Annotated in this window: 24 protein-coding genes; 6 read left to right on the top strand and 18 right to left on the bottom strand. The window is 72.2% G+C overall.

Going from position 1 to position 26273, the window contains the following annotated elements; translation table 11 throughout:
• Positions 1-18 precede the first annotated feature (18 nt).
• Positions 19-1518, top strand: coding sequence for a long-chain fatty acid--CoA ligase (locus NMQ01_RS04465; RefSeq protein ID WP_255185666.1), 1500 nt, complete (start codon positions 19-21; stop codon positions 1516-1518).
• Positions 1519-1648: 130 nt separating this feature from the next.
• Here the strand turns inward: NMQ01_RS04465 and NMQ01_RS04460 are convergent, their stop codons facing one another.
• Genes NMQ01_RS04460 through NMQ01_RS04435 form a run of 6 tightly spaced genes read right to left on the bottom strand, consistent with a single transcriptional unit; the run spans position 1649 to position 6561 of the window.
• Positions 1649-2626 carry a methionine synthase gene (locus NMQ01_RS04460; RefSeq protein ID WP_255185665.1) on the bottom strand — a complete coding sequence of 326 codons (978 nt, stop codon included), beginning with the start codon at positions 2624-2626 and terminating at the stop codon, positions 1649-1651.
• The gene (gene mnmA / locus NMQ01_RS04455) at positions 2623-3738 is read right to left on the bottom strand and encodes a tRNA 2-thiouridine(34) synthase MnmA (RefSeq protein WP_255186321.1); all 1116 of its coding nucleotides are present in this window, start codon (positions 3736-3738) and stop codon (positions 2623-2625) included. Before mnmA ends, NMQ01_RS04460 begins: the two co-directional genes overlap by 4 nt.
• Positions 3738-4922: a cysteine desulfurase family protein gene (locus NMQ01_RS04450; protein WP_255185664.1), complete on the bottom strand. Its 1185-nt coding sequence runs from the start codon at positions 4920-4922 to the stop codon at positions 3738-3740. Before NMQ01_RS04450 ends, mnmA begins: the two co-directional genes overlap by 1 nt.
• A gap of 31 nt (positions 4923-4953) precedes the next feature.
• Entirely contained in the window at positions 4954-5280 is a 327-nt protein-coding gene (locus NMQ01_RS04445) for a type II toxin-antitoxin system PemK/MazF family toxin (RefSeq protein ID WP_255185663.1), read from the bottom strand.
• A gap of 2 nt (positions 5281-5282) precedes the next feature.
• Positions 5283-5522: an antitoxin MazE5 gene (locus tag NMQ01_RS04440; protein WP_255185662.1), complete on the bottom strand. Its 240-nt coding sequence runs from the start codon at positions 5520-5522 to the stop codon at positions 5283-5285.
• Between the two features lie 34 nt (positions 5523-5556).
• Positions 5557-6561 (bottom strand): ABC transporter permease, encoded by a 1005-nt coding sequence (locus NMQ01_RS04435; RefSeq protein ID WP_255185661.1) that lies wholly within the window; start codon positions 6559-6561, stop codon positions 5557-5559.
• Positions 6562-6666: 105 nt separating this feature from the next.
• Here NMQ01_RS04435 and NMQ01_RS04430 point away from each other — a divergent pair, with 105 nt between their 5' ends.
• Positions 6667-7227: a TetR/AcrR family transcriptional regulator gene (locus NMQ01_RS04430; RefSeq protein WP_255185660.1), complete on the top strand. Its 561-nt coding sequence runs from the start codon at positions 6667-6669 to the stop codon at positions 7225-7227.
• A gap of 22 nt (positions 7228-7249) precedes the next feature.
• On the opposite strand, the gene NMQ01_RS04425 is transcribed toward NMQ01_RS04430, so the two are convergent.
• The 10 genes from NMQ01_RS04425 to NMQ01_RS04380 all read right to left on the bottom strand — a co-directional run bounded on the left by NMQ01_RS04425 (position 7250) and on the right by NMQ01_RS04380 (position 15021).
• Positions 7250-8191, bottom strand: a complete 942-nt coding sequence (locus NMQ01_RS04425; protein ID WP_255185659.1) for a cation diffusion facilitator family transporter — start codon at positions 8189-8191, stop codon at positions 7250-7252.
• Positions 8188-8469 (bottom strand): ArsR/SmtB family transcription factor, encoded by a 282-nt coding sequence (locus NMQ01_RS04420; RefSeq protein ID WP_369694846.1) that lies wholly within the window; start codon positions 8467-8469, stop codon positions 8188-8190. The genes NMQ01_RS04425 and NMQ01_RS04420 overlap by 4 nt, the downstream gene beginning before the upstream one ends.
• Positions 8470-8720: 251 nt before the next feature.
• Positions 8721-9632: a hypothetical protein gene (locus NMQ01_RS04415; RefSeq protein ID WP_255185658.1), complete on the bottom strand. Its 912-nt coding sequence runs from the start codon at positions 9630-9632 to the stop codon at positions 8721-8723.
• Positions 9633-9808: 176 nt separating this feature from the next.
• Positions 9809-10750 carry an electron transfer flavoprotein subunit alpha/FixB family protein gene (locus NMQ01_RS04410; protein WP_255185657.1) on the bottom strand — a complete coding sequence of 314 codons (942 nt, stop codon included), beginning with the start codon at positions 10748-10750 and terminating at the stop codon, positions 9809-9811.
• 31 nt (positions 10751-10781) lie between these two features.
• Positions 10782-11561, bottom strand: coding sequence for an electron transfer flavoprotein subunit beta/FixA family protein (locus NMQ01_RS04405; protein WP_255185656.1), 780 nt, complete (start codon positions 11559-11561; stop codon positions 10782-10784).
• 192 nt (positions 11562-11753) lie between these two features.
• Positions 11754-12107, bottom strand: a complete 354-nt coding sequence (locus NMQ01_RS04400; protein ID WP_255185655.1) for a hypothetical protein — start codon at positions 12105-12107, stop codon at positions 11754-11756.
• A 1-nt stretch (position 12108) separates the two neighbouring features.
• On the bottom strand, positions 12109-12753 hold the full coding sequence (locus NMQ01_RS04395; protein WP_255185654.1) for an acyltransferase: 645 nt from the start codon (positions 12751-12753) through the stop codon (positions 12109-12111).
• A gap of 8 nt (positions 12754-12761) precedes the next feature.
• A complete protein-coding gene (locus NMQ01_RS04390) occupies positions 12762-13724 on the bottom strand; it encodes a class I SAM-dependent methyltransferase (protein WP_255185653.1) in 963 nt (320 codons plus the stop codon).
• The gene (locus NMQ01_RS04385) at positions 13724-14506 is read right to left on the bottom strand and encodes an enoyl-CoA hydratase/isomerase family protein (protein WP_255185652.1); all 783 of its coding nucleotides are present in this window, start codon (positions 14504-14506) and stop codon (positions 13724-13726) included. Before NMQ01_RS04385 ends, NMQ01_RS04390 begins: the two co-directional genes overlap by 1 nt.
• Complete coding sequence (locus tag NMQ01_RS04380) at positions 14503-15021, bottom strand: YbjN domain-containing protein (RefSeq protein ID WP_255185651.1); 519 nt, start codon at positions 15019-15021, stop codon at positions 14503-14505. The genes NMQ01_RS04385 and NMQ01_RS04380 overlap by 4 nt, the downstream gene beginning before the upstream one ends.
• A gap of 34 nt (positions 15022-15055) precedes the next feature.
• Here NMQ01_RS04380 and glgX point away from each other — a divergent pair, with 34 nt between their 5' ends.
• Positions 15056-17119 (top strand): glycogen debranching protein GlgX, encoded by a 2064-nt coding sequence (glgX, locus tag NMQ01_RS04375; protein WP_255185650.1) that lies wholly within the window; start codon positions 15056-15058, stop codon positions 17117-17119.
• Positions 17120-17374: 255 nt separating this feature from the next.
• Here the strand turns inward: glgX and glgP are convergent, their stop codons facing one another.
• Positions 17375-19951, bottom strand: a complete 2577-nt coding sequence (gene glgP, locus NMQ01_RS04370; protein ID WP_255185649.1) for an alpha-glucan family phosphorylase — start codon at positions 19949-19951, stop codon at positions 17375-17377.
• A 98-nt stretch (positions 19952-20049) separates the two neighbouring features.
• Between glgP and NMQ01_RS04365 the strand changes: the two genes are divergently transcribed.
• From NMQ01_RS04365 to glgB, 3 genes are read left to right on the top strand one after another with little or no spacing between them, the layout of a single operon-like run.
• Positions 20050-22095 carry an alpha-1,4-glucan--maltose-1-phosphate maltosyltransferase gene (locus NMQ01_RS04365; protein ID WP_303708221.1) on the top strand — a complete coding sequence of 682 codons (2046 nt, stop codon included), beginning with the start codon at positions 20050-20052 and terminating at the stop codon, positions 22093-22095.
• Complete coding sequence (locus NMQ01_RS04360; RefSeq protein ID WP_255185648.1) at positions 22095-23507, top strand: phosphotransferase; 1413 nt, start codon at positions 22095-22097, stop codon at positions 23505-23507. Before NMQ01_RS04365 ends, NMQ01_RS04360 begins: the two co-directional genes overlap by 1 nt.
• The gene (gene glgB, locus NMQ01_RS04355) at positions 23504-25726 is read left to right on the top strand and encodes a 1,4-alpha-glucan branching protein GlgB (RefSeq protein WP_255185647.1); all 2223 of its coding nucleotides are present in this window, start codon (positions 23504-23506) and stop codon (positions 25724-25726) included. Before NMQ01_RS04360 ends, glgB begins: the two co-directional genes overlap by 4 nt.
• On the opposite strand, the gene NMQ01_RS04350 is transcribed toward glgB, so the two are convergent.
• Positions 25702-26178: a C40 family peptidase gene (locus tag NMQ01_RS04350; protein ID WP_255185646.1), complete on the bottom strand. Its 477-nt coding sequence runs from the start codon at positions 26176-26178 to the stop codon at positions 25702-25704. The genes glgB and NMQ01_RS04350 overlap by 25 nt on opposite strands.
• Positions 26179-26273: the final 95 nt, after the last annotated feature.

The following is a 26273-nucleotide window of genomic DNA, read 5'->3' as shown; positions in this document are numbered from 1 at the left end:
AGCATTCAGGAGTCGACGATGACGAATCTGGCGAGCAACCTCGTCACCACAGCCCAGGCCCACCCGGACAAGGTGGCGATCAAGCTCGACGATGCCGAGCTGACGTGGTCACAGCTGCACGGCCTCGCGGCCAAGGCGGCCGGCTCCCTTCGTGCTGCCGGGCTCGAGCCCGGCGACCGGGTCTCGCTGATCCTGCCCAACATCCCGGCCTTCCCCGTGCTCTTCTACGGCACCCTCCTCGCCGGTGGCGTCGTCGTGCCGATGAACCCCCTGCTCAAGGCCAACGAGATCGAGTACTTCTACACCGACTCCGGCGCGAAGTTCTCCTTCGTCTGGGGCGACTTCGCCGCGGAGGCGCAGGCCGGTGCCGAGGGCACCGACACCCAGGTCATCGTCTCGGGCCCCGTCGGCCCGGCCGAGGACGCGCTGCCGGCCGGCGAGCCGATCGCCGTGCCCGCCGAGCGTGCCGGCGACGACGACGCCGTCATCCTCTACACCTCCGGCACCACCGGCCGGCCGAAGGGGGCCCAGCTCACCCACGACAACCTGCGGCTCAACGCGCAGCGCTCCGCCGAGGACATCATCGGGATCCGACCCGAGGACGTCATCATGGGCTGCCTGCCGCTCTTCCACGTCTTCGGCCTGACCTGCGGGCTCAACACCGCGGTGCTGCAGGGCGCGACCCTGACCCTCATCCCCCGCTTCGACCCCGGCAAGGCGCTCGAGGTCATCGCCCGCGACCAGGTGACGATCTTCGAGGGCGTGCCGACGATGTACGGCGCGATGCTCCACCACCCGTCGGTCGCCGACACCGACACCTCGAGCCTGCGCACGTGCGTCTCCGGTGGCTCATCGCTGCCCGGCGAGACGCTGCGCGAGTTCGAGGAGACCTTCAAGGTCAGCCTCCTCGAGGGCTACGGCCTCTCCGAGACCTCGCCGGTCGCCTCCTTCAACATGCTCGACCAGCCGACCAAGCCCGGCACGATCGGCCGCGCGATCCCCGGCTGCGAGATGAAGCTCATCGGCGAGGACGGCCAGGCGGTCGGCCCCGGCGAGGGCGTCGGCGAGATCGCGATCCGCGGCGACAACGTCATGAAGGGCTACTGGAACAAGCCGGAGGCGACCGAGGCCGCGATCCCGGACGGCTGGTTCCGCACCGGCGACATCGCGAGCGTCGACGAGGACGGCTACTACACGATCGTCGACCGCAAGAAGGACCTCATCATCCGCGGCGGCATGAACATCTACCCGCGCGAGGTCGAGGAGGTGCTCTACACCCACCCCGACGTCCTCGAGTGCGCGGTCGTCTCCGTGCCGCACCCCGAGCTCGGCGAGGACGTCGGCGCCGCCGTCTCGCTGCGCGAGGGCGCCTCGGGTGACCTCGAGGAGATCAAGCAGTACGTCAAGGACCGGGTCGCGGCCTACAAGTACCCGCGCACCGTCTGGGTCCTCGACGAGCTGCCCAAGGGCCCGACGGGCAAGATCCTCAAGCGGGAGATCCACGCGCCGACCTCCTGACGCCTCTGGCCCGCGAGCCTCTGGCCGGGAAATCCTGAGCGGGCCGGGAAAACCGGAGATGACCGTGCAATTGCGCGGTCGTCTCCGGTTTTCCCGGCCATTTGCGGTTTTCCCGGCCTGGGCGGGTGGCTCAGCCGGCGGCGAGGTCGGTGAGGGCCGAGGCAAGATCCGTCGTGGTCCGCACCGCTGCCACGGCGGACGAAGTGGGAGCCCCCGCTAGTCCGCAGGTCGGCGTGACGACGACGTCCGCGAGCGCGGAGACTGGCAGGCCGATCCGCTGCCAGGCACCGACGAGCCGGTCCCGCGCCGTGCGCCACTCGCCGCCGGCCGTCGGCACGGCACCGGCCCAGAGGGTCACTCCGGCCTCGACGGCCTCGGCGATCTGCTCCCAGCGGGCGCCGTCGAGCAGCGAGGTGTCGAGCGAGATGCCACGAGCACCGCTCTCCCGCACCAGCTGTACCGGCACCTCGCCGGCGCAGCAGTGCACGAGCGTCGTCCGCTCTCCCGCCGCATCAAGCACCTCGCGCAGCCCGTCGCGCACCTCCGAGCGGTCGACCGCGCGCAGGGTGCCGTAGCCCGAGGCGGTGGGCAGCCGCCCCTCGAGCACTGCCGGCAGTCCCGGCTCGTCGACCTGGACGATCACCTCGGCACCGGGCACGAGGCGCTCGACGTCGGCGATGTGCGCGCGCAGTCCCTCGGCGAGAGAGCCGACGAGGTCGCGGCGAGCACCGTGGTCGGCGACCGCCCGCTCACCGCGCGGCAGCTCGATCGTCGCGCCGAGCGTCCACGGTCCGGTGACCTGGATCTTCAGCGGGCCGGTCCACCCGTCGTAGGCCTCGGCGAGCTCGTCGAGGTCCTCGCGCAGGAGCGCGCGGGCCCTCCCTTCGTCATGGCCGGGACGACCCGCGAAGCGCCACCCGTAGGGCTGGGTCTCGACGTGCAGCCCCTCGAGCAGGGCCGCGGCCCGGCCGACCATGTCGGCGCCGACGCCCCGCGCGGGCAGCTCGGGCAGGTGCGGGATGCCGTCACCGAGCAGGTCGCGGACGGCGACGACGGCCTCGCGGGATCGCGTGCCGGGCCAGGACCCGACACCGGACGCCCGGGTCACGCGCTCGCCCTCGCGGCGCGCCCGGCGCGCGCGATGGTGCCCGAGCCGACGACACGGGTGCCGTCGTAGAGGACGATCGACTGACCGGGGGCGGCACCGCGCACGGCCTCGTCGAGACGGACCACGAGACGCAGACCCCCTTCGGCAGCAGCATCGACGACCACCTCGGCGGTCGCCGCGATCTCCTCGCCGTGGGCCCGGATCTGTGCGCCGAGGCGGTGCCGTCCGGAGGCCGCCGGCCCGCACCACCGCACGTGGTCGGCCTCGATCTCGTCGGTGCCGAGCAGGTCCGCGGTGCCGATGAAGACCCGGTTGGACGCGGCCTCGACCCGGGTGACGTAGCGCGGCTGCCCGTCGAGGTCGGAGCGGTCCAGGCCGAGCCCGCGACGCTGGCCGACGGTGAACCCGTAGGCCCCGCGGTGCTCGCCGACGACCTCGCCGGAGCCCTCGTCGACGATCTCGCCGGGCTGCTCGCCGAGCCGCTGGGTCAGCCAGCCGCGGGTGTCGCCGTCGGAGATGAAGCAGATGTCGTGGCTGTCGGGCTTCTTGGCCACTGCGAAGCCGCGCGCGGCGGCCTCCTCGCGGATCTGCGGTTTCGTCGTGTCGCCGAGGGGGAAGAAGGCGCGCGCCAGCTGCTCCTCGTCGAGCACGCCGAGGACATAGGACTGGTCCTTGGCGGAGTCGACCGCACGGTGCAGCTCGCGACCGTGGGGACCGTCGACGATCTGCGCGTAGTGACCGGTCGCCACGGCGTCGAAGCCCAGGGCCAGCGCCTTGTCGAGGAGCGCGGCGAACTTGATCTTCTCGTTGCAGCGCAGGCAGGGGTTGGGCGTGCGGCCGGCCTCGTACTCGGCGACGAAGTCGTCGACGACGTCCCGGGCGAAGGGGGTCGCCATGTCCCAGACGTAGAAGGGGATGCCGAGTCGGTCGGCGACCCGTCGCGCGTCACCGGCGTCCTCGATGGTGCAGCAGCCGCGGGCGCCCTCGCGCAGCGTCTTGGCGTTCTTGGCCAGGGCGAGGTGGACCCCGACGACGTCGTGCCCGGCCTCGATCATCCGCGAGGCGGCGACTGCCGAGTCGACGCCCCCGCTCATCGCGGCGACGACGCGCATCACGCGGCCCCGCTGGCCCGTCGCGCGCGGGCGATGGCCTCGGGCAGGGCGGCGAGCACGGCGTCGACGTCGGCCTCGGTCGAGGTCCAGCCGAAGGACACGCGCAGAGAGCCGCGTGCCTCCTCCTCGGAGCGCCCCATCGCGAGCACGACGTGCGAGGGCTGCGGGATGCCGGCCTGGCAGGCAGAGCCGGTCGAGACGGCGATGCCCGCGGCGTCGAGCAGGTAGAGCATGGAGTCGCCCTCGCACCCGGGGATGGTGATGTGGGCATTGCCCGGCAGCCGGGTCGTCACGTCCCCGGGCTCCCAGCAGCCGGTGACCCGGATGCCGAGGTCGAGGGCCTGGGTGCCGGCGAGGAAGCGGTCGCGCAGCGCACCGACGCGCGCCGCCTCGGCCTCGCGCTGCTCCACGGCCTCGGTGAGGGCGACGGCGAAGCCCCGGATCGCCGGCACGTCGAGCGTGCCCGAGCGCACGCCGCGCTCCTGGCCGCCGCCGTGGCTCAGGGCGACGAGCCGCGCATCGCGCTTGGCGACGAGCGCCCCGATGCCGAGCGGCCCGCCGAACTTGTGCGCGCTGACGCTCATCAGGTCGACGCCGCTGCCGGCGAAGTCGACGGGCAGGTGGCCCGCCGCCTGGACCGCGTCGGTGTGGAAGGCCAGCCCGTGCTCGTGGGCGATCGCCGCCATCGTCGTGACGTCCTGGACCGTGCCGACCTCGTTGTTGGCCCACATGACCGAGACGAGACCGACGCTCGCGGGGTCCTCCTCGATCGCGGCGCGCACCGCGTCGGGCTGGACGGTGCCGCACTCCCCCGGCGCCACGAAGGTCGCCTGCGCGCCCTCGTGCTCCACCGCGTGGTCGACGACGTCGAGGACGGCGTGGTGCTCGACGCCGCTCACGACGACCCGATGGCGAAGGGGGTCCGCCGCACGGGCCGCACGGAGCGAGCCGGTGATGGCGAGGTTGTCGGCCTCGGTCCCGCCGGAGGTGAAGACGATCTCGCTCGGTCGGGCCCCGAGGGCGGTCGCGATGCGCTCGCGCGACTCCTCGACGACCCGGCGGGCGTCGCGCCCGGGGCCGTGGAGGCTGGAGGCATTGCCGGTGAGCCCGAGCTGCTCGACCATCGCCTCCCGGGCAGCGGGAGTCATCGGCGTGGTCGCCGCGTGGTCGAGGTAGGTGGTCATCGGATGAAGTCTACGAGTCAGGTCGCCGACGTCAGTCCGAGCAGCCGGTCGCCACCCCCAGTGCGGCGCACAGCCGACGCACCGCCTCGTCGCTCAGTCGCCCGAGCCGTCGCGTGAGGAGGGCCACCGGCAGGTCCGTGACGGCGTCCAGCTGTGCCGCGCAGAGACGGTCGACCGGTTCCTCGCCGGGCTCGAGGAGCACCTCGCTCGGCAGGTCGCGGACCACCGTGCTGCACGGCGCGACCAGGGTCCGGCGGCGACCCGCGATGGCCGCCCCCCTGCTGAGCACCACGACCGGCCTGGCCCCGGCATCCGCCAGGTCCGCCCACCACAGCTCACCTCGCGCAGGCAGTGCCACCCTCAGCGCCTCGCCGCCTCGTCGAGGAAGGACCCGAGGTCGCCCCAGTCGTCCGACAGGTCTGCAGGTGCCTCGCGGTAGGCCCTGCGGTAGGCCTCGTCGATCTCGGCCGCCCGGTGGGTGCGCAGCAGGGCCTGCAGGGAGGCCTCGACCAGCGACGCATCCGTCGCTGCCCCGTGCGCCGCGCGAGCCCGCTCGAGGAGGTCGGCGTCAACCGTCGTGCTCACCCTGACCTTGGCCATGCCACAAGTATGCCACGGTGATGGCACATCGGGTTCAGGCCGAGGCCAGCGCCTCCTCGCGCTCGGCCGTCGCGACGTGCGTGCCACGCCCCTGCCGCGCGACCCCGAGACCCGCGAGCGCGACGCCGAGGACGATCCACACGGCGAGGACGACGAAGTGCGACATCGCGCCGCCCCCGTCGAAGAAGGCGACCGAGCGGACGAGCGAGCCGGCCGCACCGACGGGCAGCAGCTGCCCGACCTCGCCCCAGACCCCGGGCAACCACTGCGGGCCGTTGGCCATGCCGGAGAGCGGGTTGGCGACGAAGAGCATCGTCACGGCACCGATGCCGATGCCGGGGGCGCCGACGAGCGTGCCGAGACCGAGCACGGTGGCCGAGATGGCGAGGATCCCCGCGGAGATGGACAGCGAGGTCAGCCAGTAGTCACCGTCGAGCGCACCGAAGCCGAGCTGGAGGATCGCGGTGGCGACGAAGCCCGCGAGCAGGGCGATGGCGGTCGCACCGACGAAGCGCATGAGGGTCGAGCCCTTGTAGACGAGCACGAGCAGCGCGGCCGTGGCCATCCCGCCGAAGACGAGCGGCAGGCCGAGGGTCGAGACACCGACGGCCTGCGGGTCGTCGGTGGTCGTCGGGGCGAGCTCGACGTAGGTGACCTTCTGGCCGGACTCCTCGAGGCCGGCGCCGACGCCCTTGAGCACCTGGGTGTAGGCCGTGCCGGCACCCGTCGCGGTCTGGACGGTCACCCCCTTCGCCCCGACGGTGATGCCACCGATGGCCTCGCGGTCGGTGATGGCCTCGGCCCCCTCCTGCTCGGTGGCATAGGTCGTGACGTCGAAGGTGCCGGACGCCTGCTTGTCCAGGGCGGCGGTGACCTTCGAGGTGGCCTGCTCGGGGCCGCTCACGGCGAGCGGCAGGTCCTTCGGACCGGAGGTGAGCGCCGGTGCGGCGAAGGCGAGCAGCATGAGCGCGACCATGACCGTGATGCCGACGACGATCGCGACGAGCGTGCGGGGTGAACTGGTGGTGCGGGTGGCCATGGCCGACTCCTTGGCTAGAAGCGGAGGATAAAACTCCATTTACAAATGGAGAGCATTCCTCCGCTATGGTGGTTGGCACGTCAGCCACCGTCGAAGGGAGCGCCCGTGCGCGCCGACGCCCGCGCCAACCGCGCCGCGATCATCGATGCCGCCCGGCGCCTCTACACCACTCGTGGTCCGGACGCCCCCCTCTCCGCGATCGCCGAGGAGGCCGGCGTCGGGGCGGGCACCCTCTACCGCCACTTCCCCACCCAGCAGGACCTCGTGCTCGGGGTCGTCGAGTGGCTGAGCGCGACGATCCACGAGGTCCGCGAGCGCTGGCTGGGGCCGATGCAGACGAACCCGCACGAGGCCTGGCCCGGCTTCGTCGCCGACATCGTCGAGCTACGGGTCGCCGCCCTCATGCCCCGCGTCGTCGAGGGCGTCGACATCGAGACGGTCATCGCCCAGATCTCTCGGCGCCGCGACGCCGCACTGGCCGCCGTCGGTGAGGTCGTCGAGCTGGCGAAGGGGGCCGGCCTGGTCCGCGAGGACGTCACCGCCGCGCAGTTCCAGATGGGCCTGGCGGTCGCCACGCGCCCCCTGCCGAGCGCCGCCTCGGCCCTCGTCCCCGACGTGAGCAGCTGGCTCGTCGAGGTGTACCTGCGGGGCCTGCGCCCGGACTGACGGCTCGGGCCGGCGCCCGACCTCAGACGTGCTCCATCGACCCGCACGTGCGCTCGCGCACGGCTGCGGTCTCGAGCTGGATCGTCGCGTGGTCGAAGGAGACCGGGAAGTGCTCGCGCAGGCACCCACGGATCTGCTCGAGGATCTGCGGTGCATGCCCGGACTCGAAGCAGCCGTCGTCGATGACGACGTGGGCCGAGATCACCGGCAGCCCGGTGCCGATCATCGAGGCGTGCAGGTCGTGGACCTCGCACACGTGCTCGAGCTCGAGGACGTGGGCGCGCACGACGTCGAGGTCGACGTCCTCGGGGGCGAACTCCATGAGCACCCGCGTCGTCTCCCGCAGCAGCCGCACCGCCCGCGGCACGATGAGCGCCGCGATGAAGAGACCGGCGATCGTGTCGGCCCGGGTGAAGCCGGTCGTCGCGATGACGATCGCCGCGACGATGACCCCGAGCGAGCCGAGCGCGTCGCCCACGACCTCGAGGAAGGCCGCGCGCATGTTGACGTTGGCCCCCCGCCCCGAGGCGAGCACGGTCATGGCGACGAGGTTGGCGAGCAGGCCGAGCACGCCGAAGACGAGCAGCTCGCGGGCGGGCACCTGGGCCGGCTCGACGAGGCGGCGCACCCCCTCCACCGCGGCGTAGAGCCCGACGACGAGCAGCAGGCAGGCCTGGCCGAGCGCCGCGATGACCTCGATGCGCGCGAATCCCCACGTCCGCCGGCTGCTCGGCGGCCGCAGCATCATCGTCGCGGCGACGAGGGCGACGAGCAGCCCCACGGAGTCGGCGAGGGCGTGCGCGGTGTCGGTGAGCAGCGCGAGACTGCCGGTGAGCAGGGCACCCACGGCCTGCGCGACGACGACGAGCACCGTGATGCCGAAGGCGATCGCCAGCCGGTTGCGCAGCCCCCGGCCCGGGGCCGCCGAGGTCGGCGTGTGGGAGTCACCGTGCCCGTGGCTCATGCCGCCTCCCCCGCCAGCACCTCGGCACAGCGCAGCAGGTCCTGCAGACGCTCCGGATGGCGAAGGGAGAACCAGCTGGCCCTCCCTTCGGCACGGACCTGCACGAGACCGGCGTCGCGCAGGCAGGCCAGGTGGACGCTCACGGTGGACTGCGCCAAACCCATGTGGTCGACGAGGTCGCGCACCCGGTGCTCGCCGCTGCGCAGGTGCTCGAGGAGCGCGAGCCGCGTCGGCTCGGACAGCGCGTGGAAGACGAGCGTCACGTCATTCATCGTCATGTGACGATGTTATACCCACGCGACGATCACCGGCAGGTGCGAGCGGGCGCGGACTCGGGGCGCGGATGACCGCCTACGCCGTTGCTCCGTGCTCTGAACCCCGGCTCACGGCACGGAGCAACGGCGTAGCGCGATGTGGGCGTCCCGGCTCCGCCCAGCGGGGAGCCGCGGCCCGTCGTACGGAGCAACGGCGGGCCGGACGCCGACAGCCCCGGCACGCGGGGCGTGCCGGGGCTGTCGGGTGCGGGGTCTCAGTTGACCGAGACGTGCACGTGGTCGTAGTGGTTCTGCGTCGGGTCGCCGCGGTCCTCCATCATCTTCCAGCTGCCGCCGGGCATCCAGATGCGCTGCTGCCAGATGATGTACTTGATGTTGAGCGAGCCGGCGTTGGACTGCAGCCAGGCCGCGATCTGGTCGCCGCGGGCGCCGGTCACCATGATGTCGACGGCATTGCCGGTGCCGTGGTCGCCCGGGTCGCCGGCGCGGTAGCCACCGATGTTGGTCATGTCGGGGAACTGGGTGCGCACGGCGGAGTAGACCTGCTGCGCGTTGGGGCCCAGGCCGAGACCGGCAGCCTCCTCGGCGAAGTTGCCCGTCTGGGGCGCGCCGGTGGAGGTGCTCTCGGTGGACTCGGTCGACTCCTGCGGGGCCTCGTCGGCCGTCGCGTCGCTCTCCTGCTCGGTCGGCTCGGGGGCCTCCTGCGTCGCCTCGTCCTCGGCCGGGGTCTCGGTCTCCTCGACGGGCTCGGGCTTCGGCTCCGGCTTGGGCTCGGGCTTCGGCGGCACGTAGTCCGGCTTCGACACCGCGTCGACGTCGAGCTCGCCGACGTCACCCTGGGAGTCCTCGGACTGGGAGCTGGCGGGGGCGGTGATCGCGGCGCGGGCCGTCGACCGCGAGGCGGCCTCGCCCTTGCGGTCGGCGAAGAGGTCGCTCGCGCTCGTGCGCGCCGTGGCGACGGAGTCGATGCTCGGGGTCGAGGTGCCCTCGGCCTGGCTCGGGGCGACGACGAAGGCGCCGGAGCCCAGGACGATCCCGATGCCGGCGACCGACTTGGCCGCGGTGCGGGCGCCGTGCGAGCCGACCGACGACGGCAGGCTGCTCAGGCGGGACAGGGGGCTGGGACGACGGCTGCCGTGGCGGCCGACGTAGCGGGGGGAACTCACGCGAGACCTCGGGGTGGAAAACAGGGGACGGGCCTCACGGCCGCCAACACCATAACCACACCTCCCGCCAGAAGTCACGTTTTGGTAAAGGGCGGTGTCACAGGTCACTGCCCGGGACGGCGAAAGGCGCCGCCCCCTGATGGGGAGCGGCGCCCTTCGTCAGGCGTGACCGGAGGTCACTTGCCCTTGACGGCCTCCGTGGCCTGGGGCAGGACGGTGAAGAGGTCACCGACGACACCGAAGTCGACGAGCTCGAAGATCGGGGCCTCCTCGTCCTTGTTGATCGCGACGATCGTCTTGGAGGTCTGCATGCCGGCCCGGTGCTGGATGGCACCGGAGATGCCCGCCGCGACGTAGAGCTGCGGCGAGACCTGCTTGCCGGTCTGACCGACCTGCGACGAGTGGGGGTACCAGCCGGCGTCGACCGCGGCGCGCGAGGCACCGACGGCGGCACCGAGCGCGTCGGCGAAGGTCTCGACCGGCGAGAAGTCACCGCCGGTGCCACGACCACCGGAGACGACGATCGCCGCCTCGGTGAGCTCGGGACGACCGGAGGCCTTCTTCGGCTCGGACGCGGTGACCTTGGCGGCCTTCGCGCCGTCGGAGAGGCTCACGGAGAGCTCCTCGAAGGCACCGGCGCCGTTGGCCTGCTCCGGCGCAGCGGAGTTGGGCTTGACGCAGATGATCGGGGTGCCCTTGGTGACCTTGGCCTGGACCGTGTAGCTGCCGGCGAAGACGGACTGGGTCGTGACCGGCCCCTCCTGCACGTCGACGGCGTCGGTGATCAGACCGGAGTCGGTCTTGACCGCGAGGCGGGCACCGATCTCCTTGCCGGCGGAGTTGCTCGGGATGAGCACCGCGGCGGGGGACGTCGACTGGACCAGCTGCGCGAGGATCTCGGCCTGGGGGGCGACGAGGTGCTCGAGGGCGGCCGGGTCGGAGACGGCGTAGATCTTCTCGGCGCCGTAGCGGGCGAGCAGGTCCTTGGCGGTCTCGGCGCCGGGGCCGATGAAGACGGCGGAGGGCTCACCCAGGCGGCGGGCGATGGTCAGCATCTCCGCGGCGGGCTTCTTCACCTCACCGTTTGCGTGGTCGACGAGGACGAGGACTTCAGCCATGTCTGTTGCTCCTTGGTGTCCGGGTCGTCGCTCAGACGAACTTGTTGGTGGTCAGGAACTCGGCGAGCTTCGTGCCGCCGTCACCCTCGTCGGTGACGATCGTGCCCTGCTCGCGCGGGGGACGCTTGGTCGTCGCCTCGACGGCGGTCGCGGCGTTGGCCAGACCGACCTGGCCGGCGTCGACACCGAGGTCGGCGAGGGTCCACTCCTCGACCGGCTTCTTCTTCGCGGCCATGATCCCCTTGAAGGAGGGGTAGCGCGGCTCGTTGATCTGGTCGGTGACCGAGATGAGGGCCGGGAGGGAGGCCTCGACGGTCTCGCTCGCGGTGTCGCCGTCCCGGCGCATCTTCGCGACGCCGCCGTCGACGGTCAGCTCGGAGGCGTAGGTGACCTGCGGCAGACCGAGACGCTCGGCGAGCATCGCGGGGACGACACCCATGGTGCCGTCGGTCGAGGCCATGCCGGTGAGGACGATGTCGGGGGTGCCGATCTTCTTGATCGCCTCGGCGAGGATGAGCGAGGTGGCGAGCGCGTCGGAGCCGGCGATCGCGTCGTCGGAGACGTGCACGCCCTTGTCCGCACCCATCTGGAGCGACTTCTTGACCGCCTCGGCAGCGTCGGCGGGACCGATGGTCAGCACGGTGACCTCGCCCTCACCGGCCTCGACGATCTGCAGGGCCTGCTCGACGGCGTACTCGTCGAGCTCGGACAGCAGACCGTCCACGCCTTCGCGGTCGGTCGTGTTGTCCTCGTTGAATCCGCGGTCGGACTGTGCGTCCGGAACGTACTTCACGCAGACGACGATGTTCATCGGCGAATCGTCCTCTTCCTGGGTGAGGGGGCTGGGTACCGGGCGATCCTCTCAGCAGCCGCGCCGGTTGGGCCCGAACTGTGGGGAGGCTCCCAGTCCGCTCACGCTATCCAGCGCGGCACCAGACCTCCAACGCGGGTGAGGGTGCCCTTCACCACACCGCCCTTCGAGGCGGTCGCTGCGCGACCTTCCTCAGGGAGCGGGAGGGACGGAGGGCGTCTCGTCCCCGACGTTGGTGAGCACGTGGAAGGAGGGCTCCTCGTAGGGGTGCGCCGCGCGAAGCGCCTTGACCACCAACGCCCTTCGCGATCGCGGGAAGGTCACCTCGACCCGGTCCTCGACGACCCGCTCGGGCCGGCCGACCTCGCCGATCGTCGGGTTCGCCCCGCCCACGGGACGGAACCTCCCTTCGCCACGCTGGACGAAGGCGCACTCGCGGTACTCCCCCACCGCACCCGCGCCGGCGTCGAAGAGCGCTGCCAGCACCTGCTCGGTGTGGGTGGCCGGGATGTGCGCCACGAGGACGTCGAGGGCTTCGCGGGTCACGTCACCACCCCGCGGGCAGGTCGAGGTCGTCCGGGACCGGGACGGGCTGGCGCTGCTTGACGACGCGTGCCGGCACACCGCCGAGGACGACGAAGGGGGGATGCGTCCCGCGGACCACGGCGCCGGCACCGACGACCGAGTGGTCGCCGATGTCCGTGCCGCGGGTGATGACGCACTTCGTCGCGACCCACACGTCGTCGCCGATGCGCACCGGCGACTTGATGATCCCCTGGTCCTTGATCGGCGTCTCGAGGTCCTCGGTGCGGTGGTCGAAGTCGCACACGTAGACGTCGTCGGCGAAGAGGCAGGCCTCACCGATCTCGATGTCGAGCCAGGTGTTGAAGGTGTTGCGAATGCCGATGACCGTCTTGGCCCCGATGCGCAGCGTGCCCTCGTGGGCGCGCAGCGCCGACCCGCCACCGATGTGCGTGTAGGCACCGATGACGAGGCGGGCGGTGCCGGGCGCGACCTGGAACTGCACGTCCGGCCCGATGAAGCACGGACCCTCGAAGACGAGGCCGGGGGTGCGGGCCTTCGCCCGGACCATCCGCAGGTAGCCGAGGACGTGGTGGTGGCTCCAGGCCCGGTTGGCGACGACCCACCGGGCCCAGTGCCACCACGTGAGGTGCGAGGAGCGCGCTGTCACCGCTCGCGTCACCGCAGGGGCTTGGTGCCGGTGACGCCGACGTTGTAGAAGAAGCGCTGCGGCACGACGCGGCCGAGGACCGCGTCGACCTTCATGAGGTTCTTCCACGTGCCGTAGGCGAACTTCGCCCAGCCGAAGCCGAGCGCGTCGTCGGCGACGGCGTACTCGAAGGTGCGGATCGGCCACCCGGCGAGCGCGGAGGTCAGCTCCTCCGTCGCCGTGCCCACGTGCTTCGCACCCGCGTGACGGGCCATGGCCGCCAGCTGCTTCGGGTCGAAGGTGTGCAGGTCGACGACCGCCTCGAGGGCCGCTGCGCGGGAGGACTCGTCGAGCTCGGCCTGGGCGCGAGCCCACTTGCGGCGCAAGGGAGGCAGCTTGGCCACCCGCGTCGCCGTCTCCCACGTCGCCCGGGAGATGTGCCGGGCGTACCAGTGCCCGATGGTCGTCGGCTCACCCGCGATGACGAAGCGCCCGCCCGGCTTGAGCACGCGCACCACCTCGCGCAGGGCGCCCTCGACGTCGGGGATGTGGTGGATCACCGCGTGCCCGACGACGAGGTCGAAGCTGTCGTCCTCGTAGGGCAGGGCCTCCGCGTCCGCGACCTGTCCCTCGATCTCGAAGCCGAGCCGCCGCGCATTGGCCTTGGCCGCCTCGACCATGCCGGGTGACAGGTCGGAGACGTGCACCTCGTCGACGAGGCCGGCGAGCTTGAGGTTGAGCGAGAAGAAGCCGGTGCCGGCGCCGAGCTCGAGCGTGCGCCCGTAGGGCAGCGACTCCCCCGGCTGGCGGGTCGACTCGAGCACGTGGAGGAAGCGGTCGCGCACGACGGAGGTACAGCGGTCGTCGAAGCTGATCGACCACTTCTCGTCGTAGGTCTGCGCCTCCCAGTCGTGGTAGAGCACCTGGGCCAGCTTGTTGTCCTCCCAGGCGGCCTCGACCTGCTCTGCGCTCGCGGCGCCGGCAACGGTCATCAGATGCCCTCGAAGGTGGCCTTGCCGGGGCCGTTGTCGACGAAGCTGCGCATGCCGGACTTCTGGTCCTGCGTGGCGAAGAGCGCGGAGAAGAGCTGCGCCTCGATCTGCAGACCGGTGTCGAGGCTCGTCTCGAGCCCGCGGTCGACGGCCTCCTTGGCGGCACGCAGGGCCTGCGTCGGCCCGGTGACGAAGGGGGCGACGAGCGCCTTCGCGGCGTCGAGGACCTCGGCGGCGGGCACGACCCGGTCGGCGAGACCGATCTCCAGGGCCTCGGCGGCGTCGACCATCCGGCCGCTGAAGATCAGCTCCTTGGCCTTCGCCGGGCCGACGAGGCGCGGCAGGCGCTGGGTGCCACCGGCGCCGGGGATGATGCCGAGCGTGATCTCGGGCAGGCCGACCTTCGCGTTGTCGGCGACGACCCGGAAGTCGCAGCACAGCGCCGTCTCGAGACCGCCGCCGAGCGCGAAGCCGGTGATCGCGGCGACCGTCGGCTTGGGGATCGAGGCGAGCGCGCGGGAGAAGCGCTGGAGCAGACGCACGTGGGCGGCCATGTCCGTGTAGGACATCTCTGCCATCTCCTTGACGTCGGCGCCAGCGGCGAAGACCCGCTCGCCACCCCAGACGATGACCGCCTTGATGTCGTCGCGCTCGGCGGCCTCGTCGGCCACGGCGACGAGCTCGCGCTGCATCTGCGCGTCGAGGGCGTTCATCTTCGGGCGGTCGAGGACGATCGTGCCGATGCCGTCGGCGACCTCGAGCCGGACGACCTGCTCGCTCATGCCGGGGCCTGCCCGTCGGTCTGCTGACCCTGCTGCTCGGCGACGGCCTCCTCGAGGTCCTGGCCGGTGGCGCGCTGGTGCCACAGCTGCACGCCCTGCAGGACGAGCGGGAGGGCGAGGCCGAGCAGGCCGCGCACGTCGGCGCCGCGCGGGAGGATGTGCTCGCTCGTCACGAGGAGGGTGTCGCCGGCGACGGCGGCCTTGACGAGGTTGAAGGCGACGTTGAGGTCGTTGCTGACCTGCAGCCGCTCCATCGGGTCGGTCGGCACCGGGTCCTCGAGGGCCCACTGGCCGAAGACGCGCAGCACGTTGGACTCGTCGTCCGCGGCGCGCACGAACATCTGCTGCTCGGAGAAGGTGAAGGCCACGTCACCCTCGTCGTCGATGCGCGGCTCGAGGCCGAGCTCGCGCAGCGCCGCCTCGATGCGGTCGCGCAGCGGGGCCTCGGGCTCGCTCTGCTCGCCGGAGGGGGTGGGGGTGGTGCCGAAGTTGGGAAGGGCGGTCGGATCGCTCATGGCCTCAACGTACCGACTGCTTACCCTGTGAGCCATGTCGACGACCACAGCCCAGGCGCTCCCCGACCGTCCCGCCCCGGGTGTGCGCCCCGTCGCGGGCGGGGTCGAGGTGGCCGTGCCGGCCGCGCACGCCACCGCCGTGTGGCTGTGCCTCTTCGACGACGAAGGGGAGGAAACTCGCGTCTCCCTGCCCGCCGCGGGCGAGGGCTGGTGGGGCGGCTTCGTCCCCGACGTGCACCCCGGCACCCGCTACGGGCTGCGGGCCGACGGCCCGTGGGACCCGGCCGCCGGGCACCGTCACAACCCCGCGAAGCTGCTGCTCGACCCGTGGGGCCGCGCCGTCGAGGGCCGCGTGACCTACGAGCCGGCCGTCTACGGGCATGCCGTCGACGAGGCCGGCGAGGGCGACGTGACCGTCCGCTCGGAGCTGGACTCGGCCCCCTTCGTCCCCCGCAACGTCGTGCTCGACACGACCTTTGACTGGGGCGACGACGCCCCGCCGGCGCACCCGCGTGACGAGCGGGTGGTCTACGAGGCGCACGTGCGCGAGGTGACCCGACTGCTCGACGGCGTGCCGGAGCACCTGCGCGGCACCTACGCCGGCATGGCGCACCCGGTGACCATCGAGCACCTGCAGCGGCTCGGCGTGACGACCGTGGAGCTGCTGCCGGTGCACGCCTTCGCCGACGAGCCGCACCTCGTCGAGCTCGGCCTGACGAACCACTGGGGCTACAACACGCTCGGCTTCTTCGCCCCGCACGCGCCCTATGCCAGCGACGCCGACCCGCACGAGGTGCTGCGCGAGATCAAGGGCATGGTCAAGCTGCTGCACGCGGCCGGCATCGAGGTGCTGCTCGACGTCGTCTACAACCACACGGCCGAGCAGAGCACCGGTGGCGCGACCCTCTCGTGGCGGGGGCTCGACGCGGCGACCTGGTACCGGCTCGACGAGCAGGGCCACGACGTCGACGTCACCGGCTGCGGCAACACGCTCGACCTCACCGAGCCACTCGTGCTCGAGATGGTCCTCGACTCGCTGCGCTACTGGGTCGAGGAGGTCCACGTCGACGGCTTCCGCTACGACCTGGCCGTCGCGCTCGGCCGCGGTGACGACCTCGGCTACGACCCCGACCACCCCTTCCTCGTCGCGCTGCGCGAGGACCCGGTGCTCTCGCGGGTGCTGCACGTCGCCGAGCCCTGGGACCTCGGGCCCGACGGGTGGCGCACCGGGCAGTTCCCCGGGGCGTGGGCGGAGTGGAACGACCGCTTCCGCGACGCGACCCGCGACTTCTGGCTCGCCGACGCGGGGGCGCTCTCGCGCGGCGAGGTGAGCGGCCCCGGTGTGCGCGAGATCGCGACCCGGCTCGTCGGCAGCCGCGACCTCTTCGGCGAGCGCACTCCCCTGTCGTCGGTCGGCTTCGTCACCGCGCACGACGGCTTCACCATGGCCGACCTCGTCGCCTACGACACGAAGCACAACGAGGCCAACGGCGAGGACAACCGCGACGGCAACGACCACAACCGGTCGTGGAACCACGGCGCCGAGGGCCCCACCGACGACGCCGTCATCTCGCTCGCCCGCCGCCGCTCGGTGCGCAACCTGCTCGGCACCCTGCTGCTGTCGGCGGGTGTGCCGATGATCGCCTCCGGCGACGAGATCGGCCGCACCCACGACGGCAACAACAACCCCTACTGCCAGGACAACGAGATGACCTGGCTGCACTGGGACCTCGACGACGCCCGGCGCGACCTGCTCGCCACCGCCGCCCACCTCACGGCGCTGCGGCGCGAGGTCCCCGTGCTGCGCGACCACGACGAGTCGGTCATCGGCTGGTACGACGAGACCGGTGCCGCGATGACCGACGAGACCTGGGCCCAGGACGAGCGGCGGACCCTGCAGCTGCACCTCGCCGGCGAGCCCGCGGCGCTGCTCGTGGTGCACGGGGGCCTCGCCGAGGCTGCCGTCACGCTCCCGGACGTCGGCCCCCTTCGCCTGAGGTGGGACAGCGCCTGGGAGCGCCCGCAGGACGCCGACTCGGGCTCCACCGACCGCCAGCAGACCCTCACCCCCCTCAGCCTGCGCCTCTACACGACCTGACGCCGCGAGAGGGCGGGTCGAGGTACCAGCGACCGCATAGCCGGACGCCACCACCTCCACCCAACGCGCTCCAGGAGCGGACGAAGGGAGGGGTCGGCCCGACTCATGGGAAAGTCCGGCTGCCCGCACGACGTGAGTCGGCTTGCCAAGCGGCCGGACTTTTCCTTAGGGCCACCCCTCCCTTCGCCCGCGACGCCAGAGGCGCCGGCGACGCCGGAGGCGACCCCGCGGGTATTGAGCAGCGGGGGGCGAAGATCAGGCGTTGGCGACGAGCCCCAGGCTCGACGGGAAGGCCATGAGCTCGTGCCGGGGCAGCACGCGCACGGTCCAGCCGAACTGGCCGGTGCGCTCGATGGGGACCTGGCCGGAGAACTTCGCCTTGCCGTCCTCGTAGGACTCGACGAAGCCCAGCGACGTGGCGTCCCAGTCGACGAGGTCGTCGGTGCCGAGCTCGACGCGGCCGGCGACGACCTGCACGTCGACCTCGTGCGGCGCGAGGCCGTCGAGGGCGACGTAGGCGTCGACGCTCAGCTGCTCGCCGACGAGCGGGCTGTCGGAGATGCCGGAGCCCTCGACGTGGTCGACGTGCACGGCCGACCAGCCGGCGCGGGCGCGGGCCTTGTAGTCGGCGAGCGCGCGGGCGCCGGCGTGGTCGTCGGCGTTGACCCGGGCGTTGTGCGCGGCCGCGGGGGCGTAGAGCTGCTCGGTGTAGTCGCGGACCATCCGGGTGGCGAGCACCTTGGGCCCCAGGGTGGTGAGGGTGTGGCGCAGCATCGACAGCCAGTGCTGCGGCAGCCCCTGCTCGTCGACGTCGTAGAAGCGCGGCGCGACCTGGGTCTCGATGAGGTCGTAGAGCGCGGCGGCCTCGATGTCGTCGCGACGCCCTTCGTCCTCGACACCGTCGGCGGTGGGGATCGCCCAGCCGTTGTCGCCGTCGTACCACTCGTCCCACCAGCCGTCGAGGATGGAGAGGTTGAGCCCGCCGTTGAGCGCGGCCTTCATGCCCGAGGTGCCGCAGGCCTCGAAGGGGCGCAGCGGATTGTTGAGCCACACGTCGCACCCCGGGTAGAGGGTGCGGGCCATCGCGATGTCGTAGTTGGGCAGGAAGACGATGCGGTGGCGCACGTCGTGCTGGTCGGCGAAGCGGACCATCTGCTGGATGAGCTGCTTGCCGGTCTCGTCGGCCGGGTGCGACTTGCCGGCGATGACGAGCTGGACCGGGCGCTCCGGGTGGAGCAGCAGGGCCTTGAGCCGCTCGGGGTCGCGCAGCATGAGGGTGAGGCGCTTGTAGGTCGGCACCCGGCGGGCGAAGCCGATCGTCAGGACGTCGGGGTCGAGGACGGAGTCGGTCCAGCCGAGCTCGGCGTCGGTCGCCCCGCGCTTGCCCCAGCTCGCCCGCAGGCGGGCACGGGCGTCCTCGACGAGCCGGGCGCGCATCTGCGCCTTGGCCGCCCAGATCGCCTCGCCGGGCACGTCCCCGATCTGCAACCACTGGTCACCGGCCTCGACGTCTCGGCCCCCGAGGTACTCGGCGGCGACGTCGAAGACCGCGTCGTCGACCCAGGTCGGGGCGTGCACGCCGTTGGTGATCGAGGTGATCGGCACCTCCGAGTCGTCGAACCCCGGCCACAGCCCGTCGAACATCTCACGGGAGACGTGCCCGTGCAGCTGCGAGACGCCGTTGGCGCGCTCGGCGAGGCGCAGCCCCATGACCGCCATGTTGAAGATGCCCTCGGAGCCGCCCTCGTAGGTCTCGGCGCCGAGCGCCCGCAGCTTGTCGAGCGGCACGCCCGGCAGCTCCTGCGCACCACCGAAGTAGCGCTCGAGCAGGCTGACGTCGAAGCGGTCGATGCCGGCGGGCACGGGGGTGTGCGTCGTGAAGACGGTGCCGGCCCGGGCGGCCTCCATCGCCTCCTCGAAGCTCATCCCCGCGGACTGGGTGAACTCGCTGATCCGCTCGATGCCGAGGAAGCCGGCGTGGCCCTCGTTGGTGTGGAAGACCTCCGGCTCGGGTGCTCCGGTGAGGCGCGACCACAGCCGCAGGGCACGCACACCACCGATGCCGAGGAGCATCTCCTGCTGGAGCCGCTGCTCACCCCCGCCGCCGTAGAGGCGCTCGGTGACCGCGCGCATCGCGTCGTCGTTGCCGGGGACGTCGGAGTCGAGCAGGAGCAGCGGCACGCGGCCGACCTGGGCGCGCCACACGTGCGCGCGCAGCTGACCGCCCCCGGGCATCGCGATGCTGATGACGCAGGGGGTGTCGTCCGCCTCGCGCAGCAGGTGCAGCGGCAGCCCCTGCGGGTCGGCGACGGGATAGGTCTCCTGCTGCCAGCCGTCGGCGTTGAGGCTCTGCTTGAAGTAGCCGGTCTTGTAGAAGAGACCGACGCCGACGATCGGCACGCCGAGGTCGGAGGCCGCCTTGAGGTGGTCGCCGGCGAGGATGCCGAGGCCGCCGGAGTACTGCGGCAGCACGGCGGTGATGCCGTACTCGGGGCTGAAGTAGGCGATCGAAGCGGGGGCGTCACCCTTCGCGCTCTCCTCCTGGAACCACCGCGGGGCGGACAGGTAGGCGTCGAGGTCGGCCTTGGCGGCGGCGACGCGGGAGACGAAGTCGGTGTCCGCGGCCAGCGCGTCGAGCTCGCTCGCCGAGAAGGCGGAGAGCATGCGAACAGGATCGTGGTGCACGGTGTCCCACCGCTGGGGGTCGATGCCGGCGAAGAGAGCGCGGGTCGGCGAGTGCCAACTCCAGCGCAGGTTCATGGCCAGGTCGCCGAGGGCGGCGATCGGCTCGGGGAGGGCAGTTCGGACACTGAAACGTCGGATGGCCTTCACCCGGGCCATCTTTGCGCCTCCCAGCCGTTGTGGCCAAGTCCACACCGATGACCTCCCCCCGCTGGGGTCGACGCCCTGCGGCGGGTAGTTTCACAGGGGTGAGCACCGACTTCACCGTTGCCCCGTCCCCGACGACCGGCACGCCGGTCTCCGGGCCGCCGCAGTTCCCCCTCGGCCGCATCCCCGTCACGGGGGTGCGTCCGGTGGTCGACCACGGCGCCCGCCCCGCGAAGTCCGTCGTCGGCGAGCCCTTCACCGTCACTGCCGAGGTCTTCCGCGAGGGGCACGACGCGGTGAGCGCCACGCTCGTGCTCACCGACCCCGACGGCGCCGAGCGCCACCTGCCGATGACCTGCACCAACCCCGGCCTGAGCCTGTGGGAGGCCGAGGTCGTGGCCGACCGCGAGGGCCTGTGGCACTACCGCGTCGAGGGCTGGTCGCACCCGTGGGGCACGTGGGTGCACGACGCCGGCATCAAGATCCCGGCGGACATCGACGCCGACCTCATGCGGGAGGAGGGGGCGATCGTCCTCGACCGGGCCGCGGCCGAGCCCTTCCGTGACGAAGTGGGGCGGACCTCCCTTCGCCAGGCAGCGGCGGTCCTGCGCGACCTCACGGGTCACCAGGCGACCGCGGCGCTGCACCTCGTGACGACCGGTCCCGCTGCCGCGGAGCTCGAGGCCCGCCCGCTGCGCGAGCTGGTCAGCCCGAGCACGGACCTGCCGCTGCTCGTCGAGCGCGAGCTGGCGCTCTTCGGGTCCTGGTACGAGATCTTCCCCCGCAGCGAGGGGGCACGCTTCGACGAGGCGACCGGGCGGTGGGTCACGGGCACGCTGCGCACCGCGGCCCAGCGGCTGCCGGCGATCGCGGCGATGGGCTTCGACGTCGTCTACCTCACGCCGATCCACCCCATCGGCACGACCGCGCGCAAGGGGCCCAACAACACCCTCGAGGCCGGGCCCGACGACCCCGGCTCGCCGTATGCCATCGGCTCCCCCGACGGCGGGCACGACGCGATCCACCCCGAGCTGGGCACCTTCGAGGACTTCGACGCCTTCGTCGCCGACGCCACCGGGCTCGGCCTCGAGGTCGCCCTCGACCTCGCGCTGCAGTGCTCCCCCGACCACCCGTGGGTCACCGAGCACCCCGAGTGGTTCACGACGCGCGCCGACGGGACCATCGCCTATGCGGAGAACCCGCCGAAGAAGTACCAGGACATCTACCCGGTCAACTTCGACAACGACCCCGCCGGCATCTACGCCGAGGTCCGTCGCGTCGTCCAGGTGTGGATCGACCACGGCGTGAAGATCTTCCGCGTCGACAACCCGCACACCAAGCCGGTGGAGTTCTGGCAGTGGCTCATCGCCGATGTCGCCGTCGACCACCCCGACGTCATCTGGCTCTCGGAGGCTTTCACCAAGCCGGCGATGATGCACACCCTGGCCAAGGTCGGCTTCCAGCAGAGCTACACCTACTTCGCCTGGCGCACGACCGTGCCCGAGCTCGTCGAGTACGGCACCGAGGTGAGCGGCGAGGCCGCGGCCTACATGCGGCCGAGCTTCTGGCCGACGACGCACGACATCCTCACGCCCTACATGCAGTTCGGCGGGCGGGCCGCCTGGCAGGTGCGTGCCGCCCTCGCCGCGACGATGGTGCCGACGTGGGGCATCTACGCCGGCTACGAGCTCATGGAGCACGTCGCCCGCCCCGGCGCCGAGGAGCAGATCGACAACGAGAAGTACGAGTTCAAGGACCGCCGCTGGGCCGAGGTCGCCGAGCGCGGCGACTCGCTCATCGGGTGGCTGACGATGCTCAACCGCGCGCGCCGGCAGCACCCGAGCCTGCAGCTGCTGCGCAACCTGACCTTCCACCACGTCGACGACGAGAACCTCATCGCCTACTCGAAGTCGCGCACCCTCGATGACGGCACCGTCGACACCGTCATCGTCGTCGCCAACGTCGACCCGCACACCACGCGCGAGTCGACCCTGCGTCTCGACATGGGCGCCCTCGGCCTCGAGCCCGACGCGCGCTTCGAGGTGGAGGACCACGTGACCGGCGCGCGCTGGGAGTGGGGCCAGGCCACCTATGTGCGCCTCGGCCCCGACGCCGAGCCGGTGCACATCGTCTCGGTGCGGCGCTGATGGCCACCGTCCACGACGCCACCCTCGTCCCGACGAAGCTCGAGCTGCTCGCCGGCTGGGTCGGCGACCAGCGGTGGTTCCCCGGCCAGGGCCGCCCGCGCCTGCGCCGTCTCGACTCGTGGCGCCTCGACGACCCGGCCGGCGAGGTCGGCATCGAGGTGATCATCGTCCTCGACGAGTCCGGGCCGAGCCCGACCGTCCACCAGGTGCCGCTCACCTACCGCGGCGCTCCCCTGCCCGGCGGCGAGGCCGCGCTCGTCGGCGAGATGGAGCACTCCGTCCTCGGCCACCGGTGGGTCTACGACGCCCCGCACGACCCCGTCTTCGTCACCCAGCTCATGGCACTGCTCCGCGGGCGCGTTGCAGCACAGGCCGGCTCGGTGTCCGACGACGTCGACCCCGACGTCGTCGGGGCACCGCACCCGGCGTGGCCCGACGACCCGGTCGTCGCCTCGAGCCGGGTGCTCACCGGCGAGCAGTCCAACACCTCCGTCGTCGTGCAGCCGGTCCCCGGCACGGGCGCCCCGGTGATCCTCAAGGTCTTCCGCACCCTCTCCCCGGGCGACAACCCCGACATCACCCTCCAGGGTGCACTCGCCGCGTCGCACTCCCCCTTCGTCCCCGCGAGCGTCGGTCACGTGGCCGGCGCCTGGCAGCGGCCCGATGGCGAAGGGAGGGACGTCGGTCAGCTGGCCTTCGCCCAGGAGTATCTCGAGGGCACGACGGACGCGTGGCGCGAGTGCCTGCGGATGGCTGGCGACGGCACCGACTTCACCGCCCGGGCCCGCGAGCTCGGCCGGGCGACCGCCGAGGTCCACGCGACCCTGGCCCGCGCCCTGCCCACGGTGGCGCCCGGCGCCGACGAGGTCGCCCGCCGGGTCGCGGCCATGCGCCGCCGGGCCGCGATGGCGACGAGCGAGGTGCCCGGGCTGGCCGCCCAAGCGGCCGACCTGGAGGCCGTGTGGGCGGCCGCCGAGGAGGCGAGCTGGCCTGCGCTGCAACGCATCCACGGCGACCTCCACCTCGGCCAGGTGCTCGACGCGCCCGACCGCGGCTGGGTGCTCATCGACTTCGAGGGCGAGCCCCTGCGCCCCCTCGCCGAGCGCAACGCACCGGACTGCACCCTGCGCGACGTCGCCGGGGTGCTGCGCTCGCTCGACTACGTCGCCGGCACCGTCGAGCGGGCCGAGCCCGGCCGCGACGTCCGCCGCTGGTGCACGGCCGCACAGACCGCCTATCTCGACGGCTACGCCGACGTGGGCCCCGACCCGCGCTCCCACGGCGCGCTGCTCACCGCCTTCGTCCTCGACAAGGCCCTCTACGAGGTCGTCTACGAGGCGCGCACCCGCCCGACCTGGCTCGAGCTGCCGACGACCGCGATCGACCGACTGCTGCAGGAGGCACGCCCGTGACGCCCGTCCCCGACTCCGCCCTGCCCGGCGCCCTGTGGGCCGTGACCCACGGGCGCAGCGCCCAGCCGCACGACGTCCTGGGCCAGCACCTCGAGGAGGGCGGACTGCGCGTGCGGGTGCGTCGACCGCTCGCCACCCGGGTGCGCGTGCGCTTCGAGGACGACGTCGTCGTCGATCTCCAGCACGAGAACGATGGCATCTTCTCCGGCCTGCGCCCCGACGCGACCCGCACGATGGACTACCGGGTCCTCACGACCTGGGAGGACGGCATCGAGCACGTCGGCGACGACCCCTACCGCTTCGTCCCGACGCTCGGCGACGTCGACCTGCACCTCATCGGCGAGGGCCGCCACGAGCAGCTGTGGACCGTGCTCGGCGCCCGACCGCAGCGCTACGACGGGCCGATGGGGCCGGTGCACGGTGTCGCCTTCGCCGTGTGGGCCCCACGGGCCAAGGCCGTGCACGTCATCGGCGACTTCAACGGCTGGGACGAGCGCACCCACCCGATGCGACTGCTCGGCGAGTCCGGCGTGTGGGAGCTCTTCGTCCCCGACGCCGCGGTCGGCAGCGTCTACAAGTTCGCCGTGCGCGGCGCCGACGACGTGCTGCGGCACAAGGCGGACCCGATGGCCCGGCTCGCCGAGACCGCCCCGGCGACCGGCTCGGTCGTCACCGAGAGCACGTATGCGTGGCGCGATGCCGAGTGGCTGGCCGAGCGTGCCGAGCGCGACCCGCACACCGGCCGGATGAGCGTCTACGAGGTGCACCTCGGGTCCTGGCGCCAGGGGCTGACCTATCGCGAGCTGGCGACCGAGCTCGTCGACCACGTGCGCGAGCACGGCTTCTCACACGTCGAGCTCATGCCGGTCATGGACCACCCCTACCCGCCGTCGTGGGGCTACCACGTGACGAGCTACTTCGCGCCCAACTCGCGCTTCGGCCACCCCGACGACTTCCGCCACCTCGTCGACGAGCTGCACAGCGCTGGCATCGGCGTGCTGCTCGACTGGGTGCCGGGGCACTTCGCGACCGACGAGTGGGCCCTCGTGCGCTTCGACGGGCTGCCGCTCTACGAGCACCCCGACCCGCGCCGCGGCTGGCAGCCCGACTGGGGCAGCTATGTCTTCGACTTCGGTCGCCCCGAGGTGCGCAACTTCCTCGTCGCCAACGCGCTGTACTGGCTCGAGGAGTTCCACGTCGACGGGCTGCGCGTCGACGGCGTCGCCTCGATGCTCTACCTCGACTACTCCCGCCAGGCCGGCGAGTGGGTGCCCAATGTCCACGGCGGGCGCGAGAACCTCGAGGCCGTCGCGCTCCTGCAGGAGATCAACGCGACCGCCTACCGCCGCTCCCCCGGCATCGTCACCATCGCCGAGGAGTCGACCGCCTGGCCGGGCGTCACCCGGCGCACGAGCGAGGGCGGCCTCGGCTTCGGGCTGAAGTGGAACATGGGCTGGATGAACGACGCCCTGCGCTATCTCGCGGAGGACCCGATCAACCGCGAGCACCACCACCGGCTGCTCACCTTCGCGATGATGTACGCCTACGCCGAGCACTACCTGCTGCCGATCAGCCACGACGAGGTCGTCCACGGCAAGGGCTCGATGCCCTACAAGATCCCGGGCGGCGACGCCGAGCGTTTCGCGACGCTGCGCGCCTTCTACGCCTACCAGTGGGCCTTCCCGGGCAAGCAGCTGATCTTCATGGGCACGGAGTTCGGGCAGACGAGCGAGTGGTCGGAGAGCCGCTCCCTCGACTGGCACCTGCTCGACCACGCCGACCACCGACGGCTGGGCGAGCTCGTCGCCGACCTCAACTCCTTCGCCACGGCGCATCCGGCGATGTGGGCGCTCGACGCGCAGCCGGCCGGATTCCAGTGGCTCGACGCCGACGACGAGCAGGGCAACACCGTCTCCTTCCTGCGCTTCGGCGACGGCGAGCGCCACGACGACGTCGTCGCCGTGGTCGTCAACTTCGGCGGGGTGGCGCGGACCCCCCTTCGCATCGGTCTGCCGAAGGGGGGTCGCTGGGAGGTCGCGCTCGACACCTGCGGCTACGACGGGGCCGGCTCACCGAGCCAGGCGGGCGTCGTCGTCACGGCGCAGGAGTGGCCCTGGCAGGGCCAGCCGTGGTCGGCGGAGGTGCACGTGGCGGCGCTCGGCGCGGTTTACCTCACGCCGGTCGCCGAGGTGGGTCAGGCCGGGCGCAGCGTGCCGTAGGTCCGGGAGCCGGACCACATCTTGCGCTTGCTGACCACGCGGCCCGAGGAGGGCGCGTCGACGATGTAGCCGTTGCCGACGTAGACGCCGACGTGGTAGCTGCCGTAGAAGACGAGGTCGCCGGGGCGCAGCCAGGTCTTCGAGGTCTGGCGCACGGCCGCCTTCTGCTGGGAGACGGTGCGCGGGAGCTTCACGCCCTGCTTGGCGAAGACCGTCTGGACGAAGCCGGAGCAGTCGGCGCCGGTCCACAGCGAGGTGCCGCCGTAGCGGTAGGGGGTCTTGCTGACCCGCGACTTCGCGAGCGTCGTGGCGTCCGTGCGGTCGCCCGACGAGGCGGTGACCTTCGTGGCGGCCTCCGCCGGCGTCGGGGCGACGGTCTCGGCAGCGACACCACCGGTGGCGGCGACCGCGAGGGCGGACAGGGCGGTCGTGATCTTGGGCAGGTGACGCATGGCGTGGCTTCCGGATAGGCGCAGGGGCGCACCGATGGTCACAGACAGATCACGGGTCGGTCAAGTCGAGGTCACGGGCAGCGTGTCGTCGTTGC

It is taken from the genome of Janibacter sp. CX7 (assembly GCF_024362365.1).
Taxonomy (GTDB): domain Bacteria; phylum Actinomycetota; class Actinomycetes; order Actinomycetales; family Dermatophilaceae; genus Janibacter.
The sequence above is the reverse complement of the archived record's forward strand: the minus strand, read 5'-3'. Positions and strand labels throughout refer to the sequence as shown.